The sequence below is a fragment of the Pontivivens ytuae genome, from assembly GCF_015679265.1.
Classification (GTDB): Bacteria; Pseudomonadota; Alphaproteobacteria; order Rhodobacterales; family Rhodobacteraceae; genus Pontivivens; species Pontivivens ytuae.
Window position 1 is genome coordinate 3647761 of sequence record NZ_CP064942.1, and the last position, 21102, is coordinate 3668862.

Below are 21102 nucleotides of genomic sequence, written 5' to 3' on the forward strand. Positions count from 1 at the left end.
ATCTGGGAACCCCGCATCGAAAGACCCCGGATCAGGTCCGGGGTGGTGGCACGCAATCCAGCCGTCCCGACACCCCAACCGCCCGACTGGGAGCCGCCCATGCCCGTGACCGCCACCGATGTCGCGCGGCGGGCGGGGGTGAGCCAGTCCGCGGTGTCCCGCGTCTTCACCCCCGGTGCCTCCGTCTCGCCCGCTATGGCGGAGAAGGTCCGCAAGGCCGCCGACGAGCTCGGCTACCGGCCCAACGTGCTTGCCCGCGCCATGATTACCGGGCGCAGTCGGATCATCGGGCTCGTCGTCGCCTATCTCGACAACCAGTTCTATCCCGACGCGATCGAGCGGCTGTCGCGCAGCCTTCAGGAGGAGGGTTACCACGTCCTCCTCTTCATCGCGCCCAATGACGGGGCCGATATCGACGGCATGATCGGCGAGATGCTGAGCTATCAGCTCGACGGGCTCGTCATGGCCTCGGTCGCGATGAGCCACGACCTCGCGCGGCGCTGTGAAGGCGCGGGGATCCCGGTCGTGCTCTTCAACCGGGGGCAGGCGGGCGGCGTACATTCGACCGTGACCTCGGCCAATGTCGCGGGGGGCCGGCGAGTGGCGGAGTTCCTCGTGGCCTGCGGGCACCGGCGCATCGCGCATGTGGCGGGCTGGCAGGGCTCGTCCACGGGGCAGGAGCGCACGGCAGGCTTCCTCGCCGGGCTGGCGGAGGCGGGGTTGCCCTGCACCGGCCAGATCGACGGGCTCTACACGCGGGAGGGCGCGGCGGAGGCGACGCGGCGGCTCTTCGACACTGCCGAGAAGCCCGACGCGCTCTTCGTCGGCAACGACCACATGGCCTTCGCCGTGATCGACGTGCTGCGCTTCGAGCTGGGGCTGCGCGTGCCGCAGGACGTTGCCGTGGTCGGCTACGACGACACGGCGCTCGCCGCCTGGCCCGCCTATGACCTGACCACCGTGCGCCAGCCGGTGAACCGCATGGTGGAGGCGACCGTCACCGCCCTTCTGGCCCGTATCGAGGGGCGCGACCCCGCCCCCCGCCGCATCGAGATCGAGGGGGAGCTCATCGAACGCGGTTCCACCCTCCGACCGGAGAGACCCGAATGACCTACTCCAACCGGTGGAAGGACTTCCCCGACTACATCATCGGCATCACCAAGGAGATCTGGGAGGATCGCGGCATCGCGACCCTCGACGAGTATTACTCGGCCGATATCCCCGTCCGCTCGCCCGGCTCGGTGGTGCGCGGGAACAAGGGCGTGGTGGCTGCGACGATGGCGACGCTGGCGGAGTTTCCCGACCGCACGCTCTTCGGCGAGGACGTGATCTGGAGTGCCGACGGCCCCGGCGAGTGCGACCGGTCGGGCGGGCATCTGAGCTCGCACCGGCTGCTTTCGACCGCGACCCATAGTGGCGACGGGGTCTATGGGAACGCCACGGGCAAGCGGCTCACCTACCGCATCATCGCTGACTGCCACGCGGTGGGGCAGACCATCGACGACGAGTGGCTGATCCGCGACCAGGGCGCCATCGTGCGCCAGCTCGGGTGGGAGCCGAAGGCCTACGCCGCCGACCTGATCGCGCGCGAGGGCGGGCCGGAGACCTGCGTGAAGCCGCTCACGCCCGCTAACGATGTCGAGGGGCCGTATTGCGGCCGGGGCAATGAAAATGAGTGGGGCGCGAAATACGCGGACATCCTGGGCCGGATCATGGCGGCGGATCTCGCGGCGATCCCGCGGGAATACGACCGGGCCTGCCAGCTCGAGTACCCGGGCGGGGTGACGGGGCACTCCCATGGTGATGCGGACCGGTTCTGGATGGGCCTGCGCGCGAGCTTCCCTTCTGCCGAGTTCAAGGTCGAGCACGTGATCGGGCGCGACGACCCCCTGATGGCTCCGCGCGCGGCGGTGCGCTGGAGCCTCTGGGGCACCCACGATGGCTGGGGCGTGTTCGGCCCGCCGACGGGGGCGCAGGTCTACGTGCTGGGCGCCTCGCATGCGGAGTTCGGTCCGTGGGGCCTGCGGCGGGAATACACGCTCTACGATGAGACGGCGGTGTGGAAGCAGATCCTGCTCAGCACCGGTTGAGCAGGATCCGTCCCGGGCTCGACCGGGGGCCGCCCGGAAGCAGGCGGCCCTGGATCAGGTCCGGGGCGGTGGCAAGAGGAACAACCGTCCCGGCCGCAGCGCCGGGACCGCCCGGATCGAGGCGCTGGAAGCCGGCCGACCGGTTCGCGCACCGGCGAAAGGCCCCGGATCAGGTCCGGGGCGGTGGCAAGAGGAACAGCCGTCCCGGCCCCGCGCCGGGACCGCTCGAAGCAGAACCCAAGCGGCCGACACGGCCGCCGGAGGAGAGGATGGACATCTTCAAGGGGGCCGAGCGCCTCATGGGCATGGACGACGCGGCTTGGGCGCGCCATGCCAATCCGTGGAGCGGCTGGACGCGCGCGGCCAACGCCCCGCTCATCGTCCTTGCGATCTGGAGCCGTACCTGGCTCGGCTGGTGGGCGCTGGTGCCGCTCGGCCTCTGCATCCTCTGGATGTTCCTCAATCCCCGCGCCTTCGCGCCGCCGCGGGACTATGACGAATGGATGAGCCGCGGCACGCTGGGGGAGCGCATCTGGCTCGACCGCGCGAACCGGGACATCCCCCGGCACCACCGGACCGCCGCCAACATCTCCACCCTGATCTCCGCACTCGGGATCGTCCCGCTCGCTTATGGCCTCTGGGTGCTCGACGCGGGCTGGACGCTCGCGGGCTTCGCGCTCAGCCTCGGCGGCAAGATGTGGTTCATCGACCGCATGGTGTGGCTGCACGCCGACCTTAGCGGCTCCACCCCCGGCACGCCGCTGCCCAAACCCATTCTCGACAAGGGAGACCGCGCATGAGCGCACCGCAGATCGTCCGTTACGGGGAGCTGATCCCCTGCCGCACCGCCTTCATCGACGCGCATACGCCGGGCTCCGACCAGAAGGAGAACTTCACCATTATCGGCGGTGGCGTGAGCGAGGCCGCGGACCAGCACGTCCACATTCAGGAGACGCCGGGCTTCAATATCGGCGCCGCGGGCCAGCCGCCGAAATGCCGCAACTCGCTGCATTCGCACCGCACGGCGGAGGTCTTCTTCGTGCTCAAGGGCCGCTGGCGCTTCTTCTGGGGGCGGCACGGGACGGCCGGCGAGGTGGTGCTGGAGGAGGGCGACATCTTCAACATCCCCACCGGCATCTTCCGCGGGTTCGAGAATATCGGCACCGACTACGGGATGATCATGGCGATCCTCGGCGGGGACGACGCGGGCGGCGGCGTGATCTGGGCCCCTCAGGTGATCGAGGAGGCGGAGGCCCACGGCCTGATCCTCGCCGAGACCGGGCGGCTCTACGACACCAAGCGGGGCGAGGCGCTGCCCGAGGGCGTCGGCCCCATGCCGCTGTTGTCGGAGGAGGAACTGGCGGGCTTCCCGGAGCCCACGACGGCGGAGGTCGTGCCGCACTACGTGGCGCGCTACTGGGACCTGATGGCGCTCGCCGACCGCAAGCCCGCGCGGGTGATCGGCGCGGATGCGGTGCTGCGCGACAAGCCGGGCTTCGAGGTCGATTTCCTCACCCGCGGCTCGATCCCGTCCGATCCTTATGTCAGCGAGGCCCACGAGGTGCTGATGGCGATGCGCGGCCACTGGCGGCTGATGTGGGAGGGTCACGCCCAGGTCCTCGCCCCCGGTGACACGGCGCTGATCCCGCCGGGCGTGGAACGCACGCTCTTCCCCGCGATGACCGGCGAGGCGAGCCTCTACCGCGTGCGCTCGACCGCCGATCCGGCCGGGCCGACGTGGCGAGGTTAGTGCCGCATCACCCCGAGATGCTTCTTACTACGCTGCCGCGTCTCATAGCTTCTCGCAGATGGGTTGGATGCCAGGGGGCCAGCGACTGTCTGGAAGCAGAAGGCGCCCCTGGCAGTCGCCCTCAGGTACAGAGAGAGTCGAGCTAAGAGACGAGCGACGGTGAGCTTTCTACTTTGCTCAACAGCATAGTCGAATGCGTGATCCACGGACGCAGTGCTTGTGCTGTTTACAATCCTCGTTGTTTTGCGCGCGACGGTCTGCCCACCCCTCAGTTTCCCGGGGCCGGATTCCGCGCACCTTCAGTTGCGGTTCAAACAAGTTGGGAGTTGCGCCGTCGATGCCGTTGAAACATACGCCCGTAAGAGCACTCACCCGGGCAGGGCGAAGACGAATGTTAACATCAAACAGAACGCGGGGCTCTTCGTCACCTCGACGACAATGAAAATGATTTTCAAGAAATTTCAGAAACTTAGTCTGTGGAGTGCGCAACTCGTCTTCATGTTTCGGTCGTGCTATCGCATATGGATGTCTTTCTTCCAGTCTTGAAGCTATAATAAGTTAATCAACGCATTGGAGGCTTGGTTGCCTATCTGCTCTACATACAGAGGCATGAGGCAACTCACTTTTTCAGCTTTCGAGTATACATCTCGGGATGCTTAGCAATTGTGCGGATCAATCAGCAGCCAAGGCCTCCTTGCAGAGTTCAGCCCGTCTCTCTTGCGCTCTGCTGAATTCAATAGAATTGGGGTGCAAAGGTGTCCAATAAAGCAACTTTGTTGGACATAGCGGACAACACTGGGTATGGCTGCTTCTACATCGTATTTTGGGCAAGAGGCCGTTGTGCCCTAGTTTTGTGCAATGACACAAGCCGCTGAAAGCTTTGACACGCTACCGCGAATACGCGTACGGGTAATCGCTACACGACCCGAAACCCCTGAACATATAGCGTTTTGCCGGGCGCGGCTTCGTCATCCTTTGGTATTGGCCGTTATTGCTGCACCGACCGCGCTAGGCAACTGTCTAGCCCCCTGTGTCTGGGCCACTGATCAGGGGTTTCTCTAATATTGTTTCAGGAACGGGTGGGCGCATGTTGAGTGCCTGATGCGGTCGGGTGTGATTGTACTGCCTGAGCCAGTGATTGATGACGATCTGAGCTTGCTTGGTCGTCGTGAACCACTCCGCATTGAGAACCTCTCGCCGTAATGTCCCATTGAAGCGCTCGTTGTATCCGTTCTCCCAGGGTGATCCTGGGTAGATGCGGATGGGCTTGATCCCAACACGCCGAAGCCAGCCCTGCATCGCCTCTGCTGCGAACTCGGGTCCGTTATCGGACCGGATATACTCCGGGGAACCGTGGCGCAGCAGGAGCGGATAGAGTGCTTCGAGAACTTCGTCGGCACCCATCTTGGTGCGGACCACAACAGCCAAGGCCTGCCGCGTGAACTCGTCGAGAACCGTCAGCATCTTGTAACTGCGCCCATTGCTGAGCTTGTCATGCACGAAGTCTATTGCCCAAACATGGTTCGGGTGCGTGGGCCGAAGCCGGATGATCGAGCTGCCCTTGTGGTAGAGCCGCTTGCGCTTTTTGTGCCGCTGCGGAAGCTGCAATCCTTCCTCACGCCAGAGCCGCTCGACCTTCTTGTGATTGACCCGCCAGCCTTCCATGTGAAGCAGCTCCGTGATCTTGCGGTAGCCATATCGCCCGTACTGCTTCGCCAACCGGATCAGAGCCAACCGTAGCGCATCATCGTCTCTCTGTGTTGGCTGATATTGCAGGGAGCTCCGCGCCAGGCCAATCACCCGGCAGGTCCGCCGCTCAGACGTGGCAAGCTTCTGGCGTGTGTGAAGGACGGCCTGACGAAGCTCCTCTGTGGTCAGGCCCTGGGCTTTAGGTGGTTCAGGCTTTCCTTGAGTATGAGCTTGTCCAGTTCGAGCTCGGCGACGATCTTCTTCAGTCGGGCGTTCTCTTTCTCCAAACTCTTCATCTCCGACAGCTGCGACCGGCCCATCCCGCCAAACCGTTTCCGCCAGTTGTAGTATGTCGCGTCGCTGATCCCGACGCCGCGGCATGCAGTGGCCACGTCATCGCCCGCCGTCAGCTTCAGCTCGATCTCACGCAGCAGCTTCAAGATGTCTTCGTCTGAATGTCGCTTCCTCGCCATGCCCAATCCCCCTCTCGCGGCCAATGTAATGGCCCAGTTCTAGGGGGGAAGGACACGGATGGGCCGCTCCGGGCGATCATGAAGCGGGCGATAGAGCGTCTCGCCCACGCCGATGATCTGGGTGAACCCGTCGGGAGACGTGTCAAGCGACGGCAGGCGCTCCGCATTCGAGCGGGCCGCGTCCGGCGTGGTTCCGGGGAGCCATTCGAGGAACAGCACCCGCACGGCAAGGTCGCCCGCGTCGTCGAGGCGGGTCGCGGCGGACCGCATGCCCCGATCGAAGTTGAAGCCGCCCGCATCGACAATCGTGGTGACGCCGCTGGCGTTCAGCGTTGCCGCCAAGGCCCGGAAGCTGTTCGGATCACCGCCCGCGCCGCGGATGGCATGCGTATGATTGTCGATCAGGCCCGGGAGGGCAGTCGCACCGTCGAGGTCCAGCAGGTCCGTCTCCGTTCCCGCGAGCGCGAGGATCTCTGCATCAGACCCGACGGCGATGATCGCACCGTCCGCGATCGCCATGGCCTCGGCACGCGGCCGGTCCAGGTCCATCGTGATGATCCGGGCGTCGTGCAGGATGAGATCCGGCGCGTCTTGCGCAAGGGCGGGCGTGGCGGTGGCGAGAACGGCTGCAGCGCAGGCGCAGACAGGAAGGCGCATCATGTCCGGCGCTCGCCGCGACGCCGACGCACCGGCAGGCCGAGATCCCGTCCAGCCATCCCGGCCTGCTCTGGACCCCACACTTTGCCTGCACCCGCAGCCCACGGCCGACCCGACGCGATCACGACGGCAGTCCGACGACGAGGATCGGATCGGCCGTCCAGCACAGGCGCGGACCGTCGCTGGTCTCGATGATCTCTCCGAGGGAGGACAGCACCAGCCGCTCGACGCGCTCGCCTGCGCCGACGCCGAGTTCGTCCAGATCGAACGCCGTCCCGTAGACCTTGAAGTAGTGCAGCGCCGCGAGCGGGCGCAGTTCGAGCTCCCGAAGCTGGTCGATGTCCTCCATGCGGAAGTCCGGATCGGCCATGTCTGCGATGCCATGGTTCAACTGTGGTCCGGCGGGGCCGAAGTCCCAGAACGCCTCCGCCGGAAGGGTCACGGGATCGCCGCCAGGACGGGATATGGTCATCGGATCGGCGCCCGGCGACGGGACACCGGGGCATCCGCCCGAGATCCTGCCCGTGGGCAGGCTCGCCTCCAGCACGACGAGATCGGGGCCGGGGCCATTCGGAAGGCCGCCCTCGAAGCGGAGCGTCATGCCGTCGCGATCATCGGCAATGTTGAGCAGCATGGAGTTCGCCAGATCATCGGTGACGAGCGTCATGCGGCGATCCGGGTCCATGGGCTCTCCGCTCACGCCGTCGAACCGCGTGACACCGCGCGTGATCTCGATCTCGGGGCCCGCGGGTTCGCCGTAAGCCACGAGGATACGGCTGGCGGCCTGCACGTATCCCTCCAGCACCGGGCGGATCCATTCGTCCGGTGCGTAGGTCTCGACGGTGCCGTTTCTCTGAACCAGCAGCGCGGTGATCCGGTTCTCCCCGGTTGCGGGGTCGAGCTGCATCTGGACATCCCAGGGCGGGGCCGTCTGGGCGGTCGCGGTGCCCGCGATGGTTGCGGAGACCGCAATCACAAGCAGTTGTTTCATGATCGCTCCCTCTCACACGACGTGGCGGCCGAGATGCCGCTCGGGATCATGGCGGATCGTGTGCAGGTGATCGGGCTCGGGCGGGTTCGTGGCCAGCTCGATCACGAAGGTCGGGCCGTGCAGGCGGTAGTACATCTGTTGCCCGACCTCGGTGCCCCCGGCCCAGCCGAGGCGGATCGTCTCCGGATCGCCCTCGCGGATGCGGGCGGCCTGCTGCGCGGCGAGCGGTGCCACGAGATGATCGACGGCATAGGTTTCGACGAGGCGCAAGGCAAGATCGCGCTGTGCGGGGTGCAGGTCCCCGAGTGCGACACCTTCGGGCGCGGCGTCGAACAGCCGTCCCTCGCGCCCGGCCGTGGCGAGGATGTTGCGGAACGGCCGGGCAGCGATCGTGGCGCGCTCGGCATTCCGGGCCGACAGGTCGCGCCGCAGGCGGGCTGCGCCCTCATGTTCCATCCGCAGGGCCACCAGACCGTCATGGCGGCCGCCGCGCACGGCATTGGGGTTGGAGGAAAAGGAGGACGGTGCGACCGAGACCACCTCGTTGCCGCGCATCGTGAAGGACAGCGAGAGGTGATGTCCCTCGACCCGCAGGCCCCAGGGGTCCGTGTCGGACGGTGATCCGAACAGCGCGAAGGAGAACCGTCCCGCATTGCGATCCGACGGCCCCGCGCCGCGCTCGGCCAGCACGTCCTGGAGGACGCGCACCCGGTCGAACTTCGCCATGCCGTCGCGGTCGAGCAACTCGGACAGCAGACCGAGGGCGGCCTCCTGCTTGTCGGAGCGCATCTGTTCCAGCCGCAGGCCGGGCTTGGGGCGGGCTCCGAAGTAGTTCCAGCGGGCCCGTAGCGGGTCGTCGAAGCCAAACAACGCGACATCGCGCTGGGCAGGGCTGAGCAGCGCGACGAACTCACGCGCCCGGGCAACCACCGATGTCGATGATACGGCCTGTGCGGTCGTGGGCAGCGCGAGTGCTGCGGTGGCCGCGGCAGCGCCGGCCAGAACCATGCGTCTCTTCAGTTGCACTCGTCGTCTCCCTTCCGATCAGGTTTGAGGAGACGGGGCCGGCCGTCCGGCCCCGTCAGTGCGGCTTCTGCTCGATGAGGCCCGCGCATGACCGACCTCGGCCGTTTTCGAGTACCGAGGGCGCCTTTGCGCTCTTCTCGCCGATCGGCGGAGGAAGTGCCTCAACACCCGAGACAGCGATCATGGCCTCTCGGGCATGGGCGACTTCCTCTCCCCCGCACTTAGAAGATCAGCCGCGCGCGTCGTCGGTCGGGAAGACCGGGTTGGTGTCCTGCTCGGCCGACGCGCTCCGGTCATAGGCGCCCCAGTTGCACCCGCCGCCGCCCTGGGCGAGGACGGGAGCTGCGATGAAGCCGAGTGCGGCGAGGGTCAGGGCAAAGGTCCGGATCTGCATGAGATGTCTCCTTCGTTGCAATGTCGCGACGGACATGTCGCGGCACGCCTCGAACCTGCAGCAGGGACTCTCCACGATGATGCCGCGTGCGACGCGTTCTGTGACGCCCGGTGACAGCGGCCGTCCCTGACACAGACTGTCACCAAATTCCGCCCCGACCGGCCCGCGCGATGCGCTAAAAGGAAGGGCATGAGACCGATGGCGCCCTCCCCAGATCCGCTCCTGGCTGTCCGCGACGGCCGGCCGCCCAATGCGCCTGCGGCACGGAGCCATCCTGTCCCGGACGGCCCGGCCGCCTCCGAACCCGCGCTGCATGTGGCGGTCGTGGATGACGACCCAGATATCCTGCAGCTCGTTGCCCAGCATCTGCGGAGGTTCGGCTACCGGGTGACGACGGCCGATGGTGCCGCCGCCTTCCGGCAGGCGGCAGGCGCTGCGCGCTTCGATCTCGTCGTGCTCGACATCATGATGCCCGGCGAGGATGGCCTGTCCCTCTGTCGCGACATCCGCGCGACCTCTGACCTTCCGGTCATCCTGCTCACCGCGATGTCGGAGGATACGGACCGGATCGTCGGCCTCGAGATGGGCGCCGACGACTATGTCGCGAAGCCGTTCAACCCGCGCGAGCTCGTCGCCCGCATCCGAGCCGTGCTGCGCCGTGCGCAGGCGCTGCCGCCGATGGCGCAGGCGCCCTCGGGTCGGGTACGGTTCGACGGGCGGACATTCGATCTGACACGGCGCGAGCTGTCCGATGGCGACCGGAGCGTCGTCCTGTCGGAGGCGGAGGCGCGCCTGCTCCGCGCGCTGGTCGAGCATGCGGGTGTCATTCTCAGCCGCGATCAGCTCCTCGACATCACCCGGGGCCGGTCGTCCGACCTCTTCGATCGCGCCATCGACACGCAGATCTCCCGCCTGCGCAGGAAGGTCGAGCGCGATCCGGCCGATCCGCGCCTCATCCTGACACATCGCGGCGGCGGCTACAGTTTCGATGCTGAGGTGGAGTGGACATGACCTTCCTCAGGAACATGCGACTGTACTGGCGCGACAGTCTCACCGCGCAGACCGCATCGCTCATGCTTCTGTGTCTCGTCGGGGCGCAGTGGGCGTCGATCTGGGCGTTCTGTGATGAGCGCGCGGCCATGCTGCGCGGCGTCGCGACGGAGACGCTGGCGCGGGAGTTGTCCCTGCTCGCCGCTGCAGGTCCCGGCGCGCATCTGCCGCCGCAGGAGGGCGTCCACGTCTGGACCTCGGCCGAACGCCCGCGCAGTCTGTCAGACGCGCCGCCGCAAGCGGTCGCCTCACTGGAGCCCGCGCAGCGGACTGCATTCTTCGCGGCGTGGGCAGACGAGCCTGCCGGACCGCTCGACTGGCGATCCGGTCCCGCCGGGGTGTCGCTGGCAGATGCCGGTCGCCGTGCCGCCGTTCTCACCCTGCCTGCGCCCGGTGGCGGCTGGCTCAATGCTACGCTGGCCATGCCCCGCTGGACCGATCCCTGGGCGCAGCAGAGCTGGTCGGCTCTCCTCTTCACGAGCATCGCACTCATTGCGGCGGCCGTTGGCATCTCGCACCGGGTCATCCGGCCCATGCGGGCTTTGGGCCGGGCCGCCGACAACTTCGCGGGCGCCCAGCCGACGCCGGTCACCGTCGGCGGACCGGGTGAGGTCGGCCGCAGCATCGCCGCCTTCAACACGATGTTGGAGCGGATCAGCGTCCTGGTCGGAGAGCGCACGCGCATGCTCTCCGCCCTCGGCCACGACCTGCGCACCCCGATGACCCGCCTGCGGCTGCGCGCCCATCTGATCGCGGAGGACGACCTGCGTGCCCCCGTGCTCCGCGATCTCGATGAGATCGAGGACCTGACCGAACGGGCACTCGAACTCGCTCGCGGCGGTGGTGCAGAGCCGATGCGCAGGGCCGATCTGCGCGCGTTCCTCACGACCTTGGCCGATGATCTTCAGGACGCGGATCTGAGCGTCGCGCTCGGAACGATGGCCGATGTTTCGGCGCCGGTTCAGCGGGGCAGCCTGCGGCGCGCGGTCACCAATCTGGTGGAGAACGCGAACCGCTACGCCGACGGTGCGCATCTCGCGCTGGAGGCCGACGCCGACAGGCTCCGCATCATCGTGTCCGATGACGGCCCCGGGATACCGGAGGAGCGGCTGTCCGATGTCGTCGAGCCCTTTCTCCGCCTCGAGAAATCCCGCGCGCGGCGTACCGGAGGCAGCGGCCTCGGCCTCGCGTTGGCCAATGCGACGGCCGAGGCGCATGGCGGCGCGCTCCTGCTTCGGAACCGGCCGAAAGGGGGCCTTGCGGCGATCTTGGAGCTGCCGTCCGGGTCGTCCCGCTGAGCTGATACGGCGCGCACTCTGGACGCCGTTACTGAGAGAGCTTTCCGGTTTGCCGAGACGGGGTTCGGCTCCATTCCGTCGTTCTGAGACGTCAAACCGCCGGTTGCCGGGCCGCTGCCCGATCGAAAACGACCGTTCTGGTGTCGAACGATGTCAGATGCGGTCGCCGACACGTTCGGTCGCATAATCGCGGTCTTCTGAGACGGCGAAGCCGCCCGAGGCACCTAAAATCCGAAAACGAGAAGCAGCTTATCCGGCTGCAACGCACCGCTGCCGCGCCGGCCGGCCATGCCCCCTGCTGGCCTGACGAAACCCGACGGAGGTCCCCCATGATCCGTGCTCTCACGCTCATCCTCGTCATTGCCGCGACGGTTCTGGCTTATGCCCGGAAAGACGTGATCGGCGATTTCCTTTCCGCCGCTGGCAACTGGTTGGTGCCCACCGGCGTCGCCTCCGCCAATGCCGCATCTTCGGTGAGCGTGCCATCCGTCCCCGTCGTGACTAGAGCGGTCGAGGCGCATCGGTTCACGCAGATCTATTCCACGGTCGCGACCGTCGTGCCGCGGGAGGCTGTCGTCCTGACCCCGCTGGTAGCCGGCATCATCACCCAGATCGGGTTCGAGGAAGGAGCGGAGGTCGCTGCGGGCACGACCCTCTTCCAGGTGGATGCCGGGCAGGCCCGCGCCGAGCTTGCCGCGGCCGAGGCCCGTGCCCTGGAAGCGGCCGTCGCCGAGGAGCGGGGTGCTGCGCTGCTCGACAGGAACGTGATCTCCGAAGCTCTCCGGGACCAACAGCGGACCGCCGAGGCGGTGGCGAATGCGGAGGTGGAGCGGCTGCGCGCGACGCTTGCGGATCACACGGTCCGCGCCCCCTTCGACGGTGTGGCGAGCGCGCGCGAGGTCTCTATCGGCGCCTTCGTGACACCTGGGATGCCTCTTGCGGAGCTCAAGGACGTCTCCGTCGTCCGGGCGGAGTTCGCGCTGCCGGAGCGGCATCTCGCCCAGGCCCGCGCCGGTCTGCGTGTCACGGCGACGGCGGCGGCCTGGCCCGATGAAGTCTTCGAAGGGCAGATCACGCTGGTCGGAACGAGAGTGGATACCGCATCCCGGACCGCGCCCCTGCGCGCCGAGATTCCCAACCCGGCGGGCCGGCTCGTGCCCGGGATGCTGCTGAACCTGACCATCGAGCTTGGCCACAGGGATGGGCTCGCTGTGCCCGCGGGTGCTGTCACAACCGGCAACGGTGGAATGCACGTCTTTCGGATCCGCGACGGCATCGCGGAGCGGATACCGATCGCCGTGCGCAGCCGCGACGAGAGTCTGGTCGAGGTCGCCGGAGATCTCTTCGCAGGTGACCGCGTGGTGGTGGACGGGGCGATGCGGGTCCGGCCCGGCGCACCCGTCGTGGAGACACCCTCTGCCGACGCGGCACTCCCTCCGGCGGCGCTGCGCCGGAACCGCAGCACGACCGACATCGTGACCGCGACGTTCGCGGAAGGGGATGCAGAATGATCTCCATCGAGGCCTTCGCCCGCAACGCCCTCGTCACCGGCATCCTTTCCGTCCTGCTGTTTGCGAGCGGCGTGCTCGCCTATCTCGCCCTTCCGGTGCGCGAGTATCCCGACACCGAGACGCCCATCGTCACGGTACAGACCGATTACCGGGGCGCGGCCGCCGCCGTCGTCGAAACACGCGTGACCCGCGAGATCGAGGAGCGGCTCGGTGGTCTGACGGGCCTCCGGACCATGGAGTCCACCAGTCAGGATGGCCGCTCCTCGATCCGGCTGGAATTCGATCTCGACCGCGACGTGGATGTGGCGGCCAGCGATGTGCGCGATCGCGTCGGTCGCGCGATGGCCGATCTGCCGCCCGGAATCGATCCTCCGGTCGTCACAAGGGTCGATGCGGATGCGAGCCCGATCATGTGGTTCAACCTTGCGAGCGACCGCCTGTCCCCGATGGAGCTGACCGACTACGCGCGCGATGTGATCGCGGAGCGGCTGAGCGCGCTGCCGGGCGTGGGCAACGTGATCATCAGTGGCGGCATGGATCGTACGCTGCGCATCTGGCTCGATCCCGACGCGCTTGCGGGTCGCGGGCTCACGGTGACCGATGTGGAGGATGCGCTCCGGCGCCAGAACGTGGAGGTTCCGGCCGGGCGGATCGACGGCGCCGAACGCTATCTCGCCATGCGCATCGCACGCGGCTTCGACACGACCGATGACATGCGGAACATGATCATCCACCACGCCGCGGACCGGGGGACTACACGTCTCGGGGATGTCGCCGATGTGGAGATAGGTCCGCGGGACACGCGCGCGGAGTTCCGCGGCAACGGCGAGCCGATGGTCGGGATCGGCACCGTGCGCCGGTCCGGCGCCAATGCCGTCGAAGTTGCGGAGAACGTGCGTGCCGAGGTCGAGCTCATCCGCGCTGCGCTCCCGGCGGGTCTGACCCTCGCGACCAGCTACGACTCCACCTTCTTCATCGGCGCCGCCCTGCAGGAGGTCGGCATGACGCTCGCCATGGCCGCCATCATGGTGATTGCCGTGATCTGGGCCTTTCTGGGAAGCTGGCGCACCACGGTCGTGCCTGCGATTACCGTTCCATTGTCTGTCGTGGCGACCTTCACGGTTCTCTGGGCGATGGGGTATTCGCTCAACCTCGTGACGCTGCTGGCGCTGGTGCTCGCCATCGGCCTTGTCGTCGACGACGCGATCGTCGTGATCGAGAACATCCAGCGACGCCTCGACGATGGCGTCCCGCCGATGAAGGCCGCCATCGAGGGCACGCGGCAGGTCGCCGGAGCCGTCGCGTCGACCACGCTCGTGCTGATCGCCGTCTTCGTTCCCATCGCCTTTATGGACGGCAATCTCGGGCGCGTCTTTACCGAACTCGCAGTGGCCGTGTCTGCGGCCGTGATGTTTTCGTCGGTGATCGCCCTCACGCTTGCTCCGATGCTGAGCGCGCGGCTCCTGCGCCCCGCGGCGGTGCCGCCACGGCCGGGAGGCCGAAGCACGAGGCTCTATGCCGGGGTGGTTGGCGCGCTCGCCGCGCGGCCGATCGTTGCGGTGGCCGTCGTCCTTGCCGCCTTCGCAGGCATCTGGCGATTGGGCACGAGCCTGCCGGAACAGTTCGCCCCGCCCGAGGATCGGGGCCGCTTCAGCGTCGCGATGACGGCGCCGGAAGGTGCGAGCTACGCCTACGCCCAGTCGGTGATGCGCGCCGTGGAGGACCGCCTGCTCCCCTACCATGAAAGCGGCGAGGCCATTCGTGTGCTGGTCCGCACGCCGGCCCGCATCGACGGGCGCGAGATCTACAATTCCGGCTGGGTCACGATGGTCCTCGACCCGTGGGACGTCCGGACCCGCTCCGCCCAGGACATGATCGCCGAGGTGCGCGAGACGCTGTCTGGCATTCCGGGCGTCCGCTTCGCGGTGTTCGGGCCGCGGCCCTTCAACATCCGCGAGGGGGCTCCAGTCCAGGTGGTTCTCGGCGGCGCCACCTACGCGGATCTCGCGCAAGCGCAGGAGGCGGTGATGCGCCGGGCGCGGGACAATCCGGGGCTGACCTCGATCCGGACGGACTACGAGGAGACGAAGCCGCAGATCGACCTCTTCATCGATACCGAACGTGCGGCGGCACTCGGCATCTCTGTCCTCGATATCGGGCGGGCATTGGAGACGGCGATGGGCGGGCGGGAGGTCACCACCTTCCCCTTCAATGGCGAGGAGCTCGACGTGATCGTCCAGCTTTCGGGAGACGAGCGCCGTCAGCCGGCGGATCTGGACCGGCTGGCGCTGCGCGCCGCGGAGACCGGCGCTGTCGTCCCCCTGTCGTCGCTGGTGCATCTCGAAGAGACCGTGACCGCGCCGCAGCTTCCCCGGACGGACCGAATGCGCACGGTGACGATCACGGCCGATCTCGTCGGCGATTACACCCTTGCCGAGGCGCTGGCCTTCATCGAGCAGGCGATTGCCGAGGAGGCCCCCGAAACGGTGACGCGCGTCTCCTACAAGGGAGAAAGTCGGGAATTCGTTGAGGCGGGGGCCGCGGTTTACGTCACTCTGGGTGCCGCGCTGGGGCTGGTCTACCTCGTGCTCGTCGTGCAGTTCGGCTCGCTGATCCGCCCCGCGTCGATCTTGCTCGGCGTGCCGCTGGCGATGGGCGGCGGGCTCCTCGGCCTGCACCTCACGGCGGGATCGCTCAACGTCTACAGCCAGATCGGCCTGCTGATGCTGGTGGGCCTTGCGGCCAAGAACGGCATCCTCGTGGTCGAGTTCGCACGACAGCTCGAGGCCGAGGGCCGCTCGGCGCGCAACGCGGCGGTGGAGGCGGCGCGCCTGCGCGCCAGACCGATCCTGATGACCGGCCTGTCGACGGCAGCGGGCGCCCTGCCGATGGTACTGGCCAGCGGTGCGGGGTCGGAGGCGAGGATCGAGATCGGGACGGTGGTGCTGGCGGGCGTCGCTGCATCGACCCTCCTGACGCTCGTCATTGTTCCGGCGCTGTTTGTTCAGTTCCCTGGCCGGAAGACAGAGGTCCGTAGCACTGACTGGGTAGAGAGCAGACATCACTCGGGCTAGCTGGCATCGGTATCGTCATATCTTGCTTGGTGATGAAACTCGACCGCGGGACGTATCCAGCAGGGGCAAGGCCGGGCACAGCGACTGGGTCGCGACCATGTTGACGCATCTGGACCGACGTCAATAATCGCAGGGGCTTCTCCTTCAGCGAGGTCGCCATGCAGTATCACCAGAACGGCTTTCGTCCCGGCGACCCGTCGGTTGCCCCGGCCGGACCCGGCGCGGGTGAGACGCTGCGCGACGTCGACGTGCTGATCGTCGGCTGCGGACCCGCGGGGCTGACGCTGGCCGCGCAGCTCTCGGCCTTTCCCGACATCTCCGTCCGGATCGCCGAGCGCAAGCCGGGGCCTCTGGAGGTCGGACAGGCGGACGGCATCGCCTGCCGCTCGGTCGAGATGTTCGAGGCGTTCGGCTTCGCCGAGAAGGTCGTGAAGGAAGGCTACCAGGTCAACGAGGTCACGTTCTGGCGCCCCGGCGCGGACGGTACGCCGCTCACCCGCGCGGATCGTATCCAGGACGTCGAGGACGACCTCTCCGAGATGCCGCATATCATCCTCAGCCAGGCGCGGATCCACGATTTCTACCTGGAGATCATGCGCAACGCGCCGCGCCGCCTGACGCCGGATTACGGGATGGAGCTGATCTCCCTCACGCGCACCGACGATCCGGAGCATCCGGTCACGGCCACCTTCGACCGCAACGGAGACGAGGAGACCATTCGCGCCCGCTACGTCGTCGGCTGCGATGGCGCGCGCAGCCAGGTGCGCCGCTCCATGGGGCATGAGCTGAGGGGCGGGTCCGCCCGTCAGCTCTGGGGCGTGATGGACGCGTTGGTGCGCACCGACTTCCCCGATATCCGCCTCAAATGCGCGATCCAGTCGGCGGATGCGGGCAGCGTCCTCATCATCCCGCGCGAGGGCGGCTACATGGTGCGCCTCTATATCGAGCTCGATGCGCTGGCGGAGGGCGAACGGGCCGCGGATCGCGGGGTGACCTCCGGGATGCTCATCGAAAAGGCGCAGCGCATCCTCGCGCCCTACACGCTGGAGGTGGCCGAGGTCGCCTGGTGGTCGGCTTACGAGATCGGGCAGCGGGTCTGCGACGCCTTCGACGACGTGCCGGAGGCGGAGCGCGGCGTGTGCATGCCCCGGATCTTCATCGCAGGGGACGCCTGCCACACGCACAGTCCGAAGGCGGGGCAGGGGATGAACGTCTCGATGGCCGATGCCTTCAACCTCGGCTGGAAGCTCGCCGCCGTGCTGCGGGGTGAGGCCCGACCCGCGCTGCTCGACACCTATTCGGAGGAGCGGCGGGCGAAGGCGAAGGAGCTGATCGACTTCGACCGCGACATGGCGCGCCTCTTCAGTGCTAGGCCGGAAACGGCGGCGGAGGCGGAGCTCTTTCAGCAGTATTTCCAGAAGCACGGCCGCTACACCGCGGGGGTCGAGACCCGCTATGCGCCGTCGCTGATCACCGGCGGCGCGGCGCATCAGGACCTCGCGCGCGGGCTCATCGTCGGCAAGCGCTTCCACTCCGCCCCCGTGATCCGGCTGGCCGACGCGAAGCCGATGCAACTCGGGCACGCGCTGAAGGCCGACGGGCGCTGGCGGCTGATGGTCTTTGCGCCCGAAGGCGATGATGGCGCGGCAGGCGGGCCGGTCGCGGCGCTCTGCGGCGCCATCGCGGGGCCGTCCGGGCTCATTGCGCGGTTCACGCCGGATGGCGCGGATATCGACAGCGTCTTCGACATCCGCGCGGTCTTTCAGATCGGCCATCGGGACATGGCTGTGGAGACGCTGCCCGGGCTGCTCCTGCCGAAGAAAGGGGCGCTCGGGCTGACGGACTACGAGAAGGTCTTCTGTCCTTCACTCGCTGGCCCCGACATCTTCGAGCTGCGCGGCATCGACCGGACCCGCGGCGCCCTCATCGTGACCCGCCCCGACCAGCATGTCGCGCAGGTCCTGCCACTGACGGCAGTCGCGGAGGTGGAGCGCTTCTTTGAGCGATTCCTGATGGTTACACAACGCGCTGCTGCCGCTGCGTCCTGATGTGCGCGCGGGGTGGTCGCGAGCACCGCCTCTCCGGGTCGGCCAGCCTCAGAGCAGTTCCGCAGACTCCCCGACCCGGATCGTGCCGCCCTCCAGTACCTCCGCATAGACGCCCATATCCACGTGTCCGACCGCTTTGTGGAGCAGGCGGGGGACCGGCAGATCGCGCTCGGCGGTTTCCGGGTTCACCTCCGTCGCAGCGCAGCGCCGTGTCCGAAGAAGGATCCGCAGCCGCGCGGTGCCGAGCGTGATCTCCCTGCCAACGGCATCGAGTTCCGCCCAGGCGGGCCAGCCCTCGATTTCCACGTTCATGCGAAACCGGCGCGGGTCGATATCGGCGCCCACCGCGCTGCCAAGGGCCGCCACGCTGTCCTGCGACAGGATCGAAACCGCGTTCATCAGCTCCGGTGAGACAACGGAGACGTCCGTGAAGCGATGGGGATCCGAGCGCACGAGGGTCGGCGTCTCCGCCAACCCGAGCCGGGTGCGGAGAAAGTCCGCGGCCGCGCCGCGTGCCTCCGGATCCTCCAGCTCGAAATGGCCTTCCGCATCGCCGTCCCGGATTGTGAGCGTATCGCCCTCCAGCCGCGTTTGCAGGCGGGCGAGCCCGGCCTCGCGCAACAGCACGACGAAGCGATCCTTGGGCAGTGGTTTCGGATCGGCAGGATCGAAGCCGCTGTCGGGCTGCGCGAAGCCCCAGCGGCGATCACCGCGGATGCCTTGCCCGGCGACCAGCTCGACCGCGTCGAGCGGTTCGGCGGTCATGCCCTTCACCGGAAACCGGGAGAGCGACCTGATGCGCCCCATCATCGGATCACCCGCTCGGCGGCCAGCGCGATACCGATCAGCGCGCGGTCGCCTTGCGGGCGCCCCATAAGCTCCAGGCCCAGCGGGCGCGCGTCGAACCCCCGGATCGGCAGCGAAATGGCCGGTGCTCCGCTCAACGACGCCGCGAGCGCCCGGTTGGTCAGCAGGGGAAAGAGGGCATGGGTCGTGCCGTTCAGCTCAACCTCGGTGGTGCCGACCGGCGGCGCCGCGATCGGAACGGCCGGGTAGACTAGAGCATCCAGCCCATCGAGCGCCTGCTCCAACAGGCCGCGGATCCGGGAGATGCCGTCGCGACGCAGCTTTTCGAGCGTCGCATCGTCGGTGGTGTCCGAGGCTATGGCGCGAAACACCTCCGCGACATCGGCGCTGGCGATCCGGGGCGGGAAGTCTTCTAGCGCGATCTGCAGCTTCTCGCGCAGGAAAGGCGCCCACCAGCGCCGCGCCTCCGCAACAACGAGAGGCAGTGCCGTCGCCTCAATGGCGTCCGTGATGCCGCCGATGTCCCGCTCCTCCACCGTCGCCCCTGCGGTGCGGAGCAGGTCCAGCGCCTCCTCGACACGGCGCTCCACACGACCGTCGAGGTCCATCCAGAACGGGTCCCTGATCCGGCCCAGCCGAATGCCAGACAGGTCCGCCGGCATGGCCTCCTCCCCGCCACCGGCGAGTGCGGCGTCCAGCCGGGTCAACCCGGCCACGTCCGCCGCCATGGCGGAGATGGTATCGAGCGACGAGGACAGCGTGAGCACACCCCCGGCGGGATAGCGCCCCGTCGTGGGCCGAAAGCCGACTACACCGCAAAAGGCGGCGGGGATGCGGCCGGATCCACCTGTATCCGTCCCGAGGCCCATCGTGGCGAGCCCCCCGGCAATCGCGGCAGCGGTGCCGCCCGATGACCCTCCGGCCATGCCGCCGTGAGGGCTTTCAACTGCTCCGAACGCCGCGTTGTCGGAGGTGATCCCGAAGGCCAGTTCGTGCATGTTCGCTTGTCCCACGATCGACGCGCCCGCGGCCAGCGCCCGGTCGACCGCGGGGGCGTTGCTCTCTGCCATGACGCTTGCCAGCGCCGGAGAGGCACCGTCCCAAGGCTGACCCGCCACCGCGATATTGGCCTTCACGACAAGTGTTTCGCCGGCGAGGGGGCCGCTATCGGCCCCGCTGACCCGGACCTCCCGAATGAGTGCCGTCATTGGGCGGCCACTGGGGCCGGGGTTCTCCCCAATATGTGGGCCGCGTCGGCCATCATCTGCTCCACGATGTCGGCCGCGGGGCGGATGTCGTGGACGAGGCCCACGCCCTGTCCCATCAACCACGCCATCTCCTCGAAATCGCCCGTCGTGTCCGGCGTCGGCAGGATGACGTCGAAGCGGCGCTTTTCATGCGGCTGACCGAGGAAGGTGGTGTGCCCGATCACCGGTTCTTCCGAGCGCTCGACCGGCACGTCCTCCAGACGGCCCTCGAATTCCTCCGTGGGGCGCACGCGCATCAGCCGCATCGGATTGAAGTCGGGCATTTCGGGGCCGAACACGCCCGAGCGGGTCGTATCGCTGCCGGTCGCCGCAACAAGGCGCCGGTGATGCTCCGGATGAACCCATGCCTCCTTCGCCGCGACGAGGCGGGTGCCCACCCAGACGCCGTCCGCGCCCAGGGCCAGGGCCGCAGCCACGCCCCGGCCATCCGTGATGCCACCCGATCCGAGGACCATCGCCCGGTCGCCCACCGCGTCGACCATCGCTGGGATGAGCGCCATCGATCCCATGCCGCCGTAGTTGTGGCCGCCGGCCTCCCACCCCTGCGCCACGATCACGTCCGCGCCCAGCGCGACGGCCCTTTCGCCGTCCTCGATCGTTCCGACCTGCACCCAGATGTCGGCGCCGGAGTCCTTCAGCCGCTTGACCTGATCGTCCGGCGGCAGGCCCCAGTGGAAGGAGACGATCGGCACGCGCTCTTCGGCGGTGGCGCGCACCTGCTCCTCATTTCCGAAGCAGGTGATGAAGTTGATGTTGTAGGGCGCGTCTGCGTCACGCAGGCGGGCGATGTGCTCCCGCAGCACGGCTGGTGGCGTGAAGCCCACGCCGATCGCGCCGATCCCGCCGCCGCGGCCCACCGCAAGCGCGAGGTCGGGTTTCTCACCGGCGAAGGCCATGCCGGCCTGCGTGAAGGGATGCCGTACGCCATAGCGCTCCGTCAGTCTGGTGTTCAGTCCGGTCATGGTCTGCTCCCCGC

General features: G+C 67.8%; 17 protein-coding genes. 9 read left to right on the forward strand and 8 right to left on the reverse strand.

The annotated features are described in order from the left end of the window. Nucleotides 1-99 precede the first annotated feature (99 nt). The 4 genes from I0K15_RS18120 to I0K15_RS18135 all read left to right on the forward strand — a co-directional run bounded on the left by I0K15_RS18120 (nt 100) and on the right by I0K15_RS18135 (nt 3840). On the forward strand, nt 100-1110 hold the full coding sequence (locus tag I0K15_RS18120; RefSeq protein WP_196102882.1) for a LacI family DNA-binding transcriptional regulator: 1011 nt from the start codon (nt 100-102) through the stop codon (nt 1108-1110). Then, nucleotides 1107-2090, forward strand: coding sequence for a nuclear transport factor 2 family protein (locus tag I0K15_RS18125; protein WP_196102883.1), 984 nt, complete (start codon nt 1107-1109; stop codon nt 2088-2090). The genes I0K15_RS18120 and I0K15_RS18125 overlap by 4 nt, the downstream gene beginning before the upstream one ends. A gap of 269 nt (nt 2091-2359) precedes the next feature. Then, nucleotides 2360-2890: a DUF6653 family protein gene (locus I0K15_RS18130; protein ID WP_196102884.1), complete on the forward strand. Its 531-nt coding sequence runs from the start codon at nt 2360-2362 to the stop codon at nt 2888-2890. Continuing rightward, nucleotides 2887-3840: a cupin domain-containing protein gene (locus I0K15_RS18135; RefSeq protein WP_196102885.1), complete on the forward strand. Its 954-nt coding sequence runs from the start codon at nt 2887-2889 to the stop codon at nt 3838-3840. Before I0K15_RS18130 ends, I0K15_RS18135 begins: the two co-directional genes overlap by 4 nt. 1020 nt (nt 3841-4860) lie before the next feature. On the opposite strand, the gene I0K15_RS18140 is transcribed toward I0K15_RS18135, so the two are convergent. The 5 genes from I0K15_RS18140 to I0K15_RS18160 all read right to left on the reverse strand — a co-directional run bounded on the left by I0K15_RS18140 (nt 4861) and on the right by I0K15_RS18160 (nt 9070). Beyond that, a protein-coding gene (locus I0K15_RS18140; protein ID WP_422393987.1) for an IS3 family transposase occupies nt 4861-6002 on the reverse strand; the annotation gives its coding sequence in 2 pieces (ribosomal slippage) (nt 4861-5739 and nt 5742-6002; 1140 coding nt in all). A 39-nt stretch (nt 6003-6041) separates the two neighbouring features. After that, nucleotides 6042-6662, reverse strand: coding sequence for a hypothetical protein (locus I0K15_RS18145; protein ID WP_196102886.1), 621 nt, complete (start codon nt 6660-6662; stop codon nt 6042-6044). A 118-nt stretch (nt 6663-6780) separates the two neighbouring features. Next, nucleotides 6781-7650 carry a hypothetical protein gene (locus I0K15_RS18150; protein ID WP_196102887.1) on the reverse strand — a complete coding sequence of 290 codons (870 nt, stop codon included), beginning with the start codon at nt 7648-7650 and terminating at the stop codon, nt 6781-6783. Between the two features lie 12 nt (nt 7651-7662). Beyond that, entirely contained in the window at nt 7663-8676 is a 1014-nt protein-coding gene (locus tag I0K15_RS18155) for a DUF3500 domain-containing protein (protein ID WP_196102888.1), read from the reverse strand. 229 nt (nt 8677-8905) lie between these two features. Then, nucleotides 8906-9070: a hypothetical protein gene (locus I0K15_RS18160; RefSeq protein ID WP_196102889.1), complete on the reverse strand. Its 165-nt coding sequence runs from the start codon at nt 9068-9070 to the stop codon at nt 8906-8908. Between the two features lie 198 nt (nt 9071-9268). Between I0K15_RS18160 and I0K15_RS18165 the strand changes: the two genes are divergently transcribed. The 5 genes from I0K15_RS18165 to I0K15_RS18185 all read left to right on the forward strand — a co-directional run bounded on the left by I0K15_RS18165 (nt 9269) and on the right by I0K15_RS18185 (nt 18051). Beyond that, complete coding sequence (locus I0K15_RS18165) at nt 9269-10081, forward strand: response regulator (RefSeq protein WP_196105523.1); 813 nt, start codon at nt 9269-9271, stop codon at nt 10079-10081. After that, a complete protein-coding gene (locus tag I0K15_RS18170; RefSeq protein WP_196102890.1) occupies nt 10078-11418 on the forward strand; it encodes an ATP-binding protein in 1341 nt (446 codons plus the stop codon). The genes I0K15_RS18165 and I0K15_RS18170 overlap by 4 nt, the downstream gene beginning before the upstream one ends. A 329-nt stretch (nt 11419-11747) precedes the next feature. Further along, nucleotides 11748-12929 carry an efflux RND transporter periplasmic adaptor subunit gene (locus tag I0K15_RS18175; protein ID WP_196102891.1) on the forward strand — a complete coding sequence of 394 codons (1182 nt, stop codon included), beginning with the start codon at nt 11748-11750 and terminating at the stop codon, nt 12927-12929. After that, complete coding sequence (locus tag I0K15_RS18180; protein WP_196102892.1) at nt 12926-16003, forward strand: efflux RND transporter permease subunit; 3078 nt, start codon at nt 12926-12928, stop codon at nt 16001-16003. The genes I0K15_RS18175 and I0K15_RS18180 overlap by 4 nt, the downstream gene beginning before the upstream one ends. 158 nt (nt 16004-16161) lie before the next feature. Continuing rightward, entirely contained in the window at nt 16162-18051 is a 1890-nt protein-coding gene (locus tag I0K15_RS18185; RefSeq protein ID WP_196102893.1) for an FAD-dependent monooxygenase, read from the forward strand. A 48-nt stretch (nt 18052-18099) separates the two neighbouring features. Here I0K15_RS18185 and I0K15_RS18190 read toward each other — a convergent pair whose 3' ends face one another. Genes I0K15_RS18190 through I0K15_RS18200 form a run of 3 tightly spaced genes read right to left on the reverse strand, consistent with a single transcriptional unit; the run spans nt 18100 to nt 21088 of the window. After that, nucleotides 18100-18816: an MOSC domain-containing protein gene (locus tag I0K15_RS18190; protein ID WP_230374177.1), complete on the reverse strand. Its 717-nt coding sequence runs from the start codon at nt 18814-18816 to the stop codon at nt 18100-18102. 41 nt (nt 18817-18857) lie between these two features. After that, nucleotides 18858-20066 (reverse strand): amidase family protein, encoded by a 1209-nt coding sequence (locus I0K15_RS18195; RefSeq protein ID WP_196102895.1) that lies wholly within the window; start codon nt 20064-20066, stop codon nt 18858-18860. Beyond that, the gene (locus I0K15_RS18200) at nt 20063-21088 is read right to left on the reverse strand and encodes an NAD(P)H-dependent flavin oxidoreductase (protein ID WP_230374178.1); all 1026 of its coding nucleotides are present in this window, start codon (nt 21086-21088) and stop codon (nt 20063-20065) included. Before I0K15_RS18200 ends, I0K15_RS18195 begins: the two co-directional genes overlap by 4 nt. Nucleotides 21089-21102 lie beyond the last annotated feature (14 nt).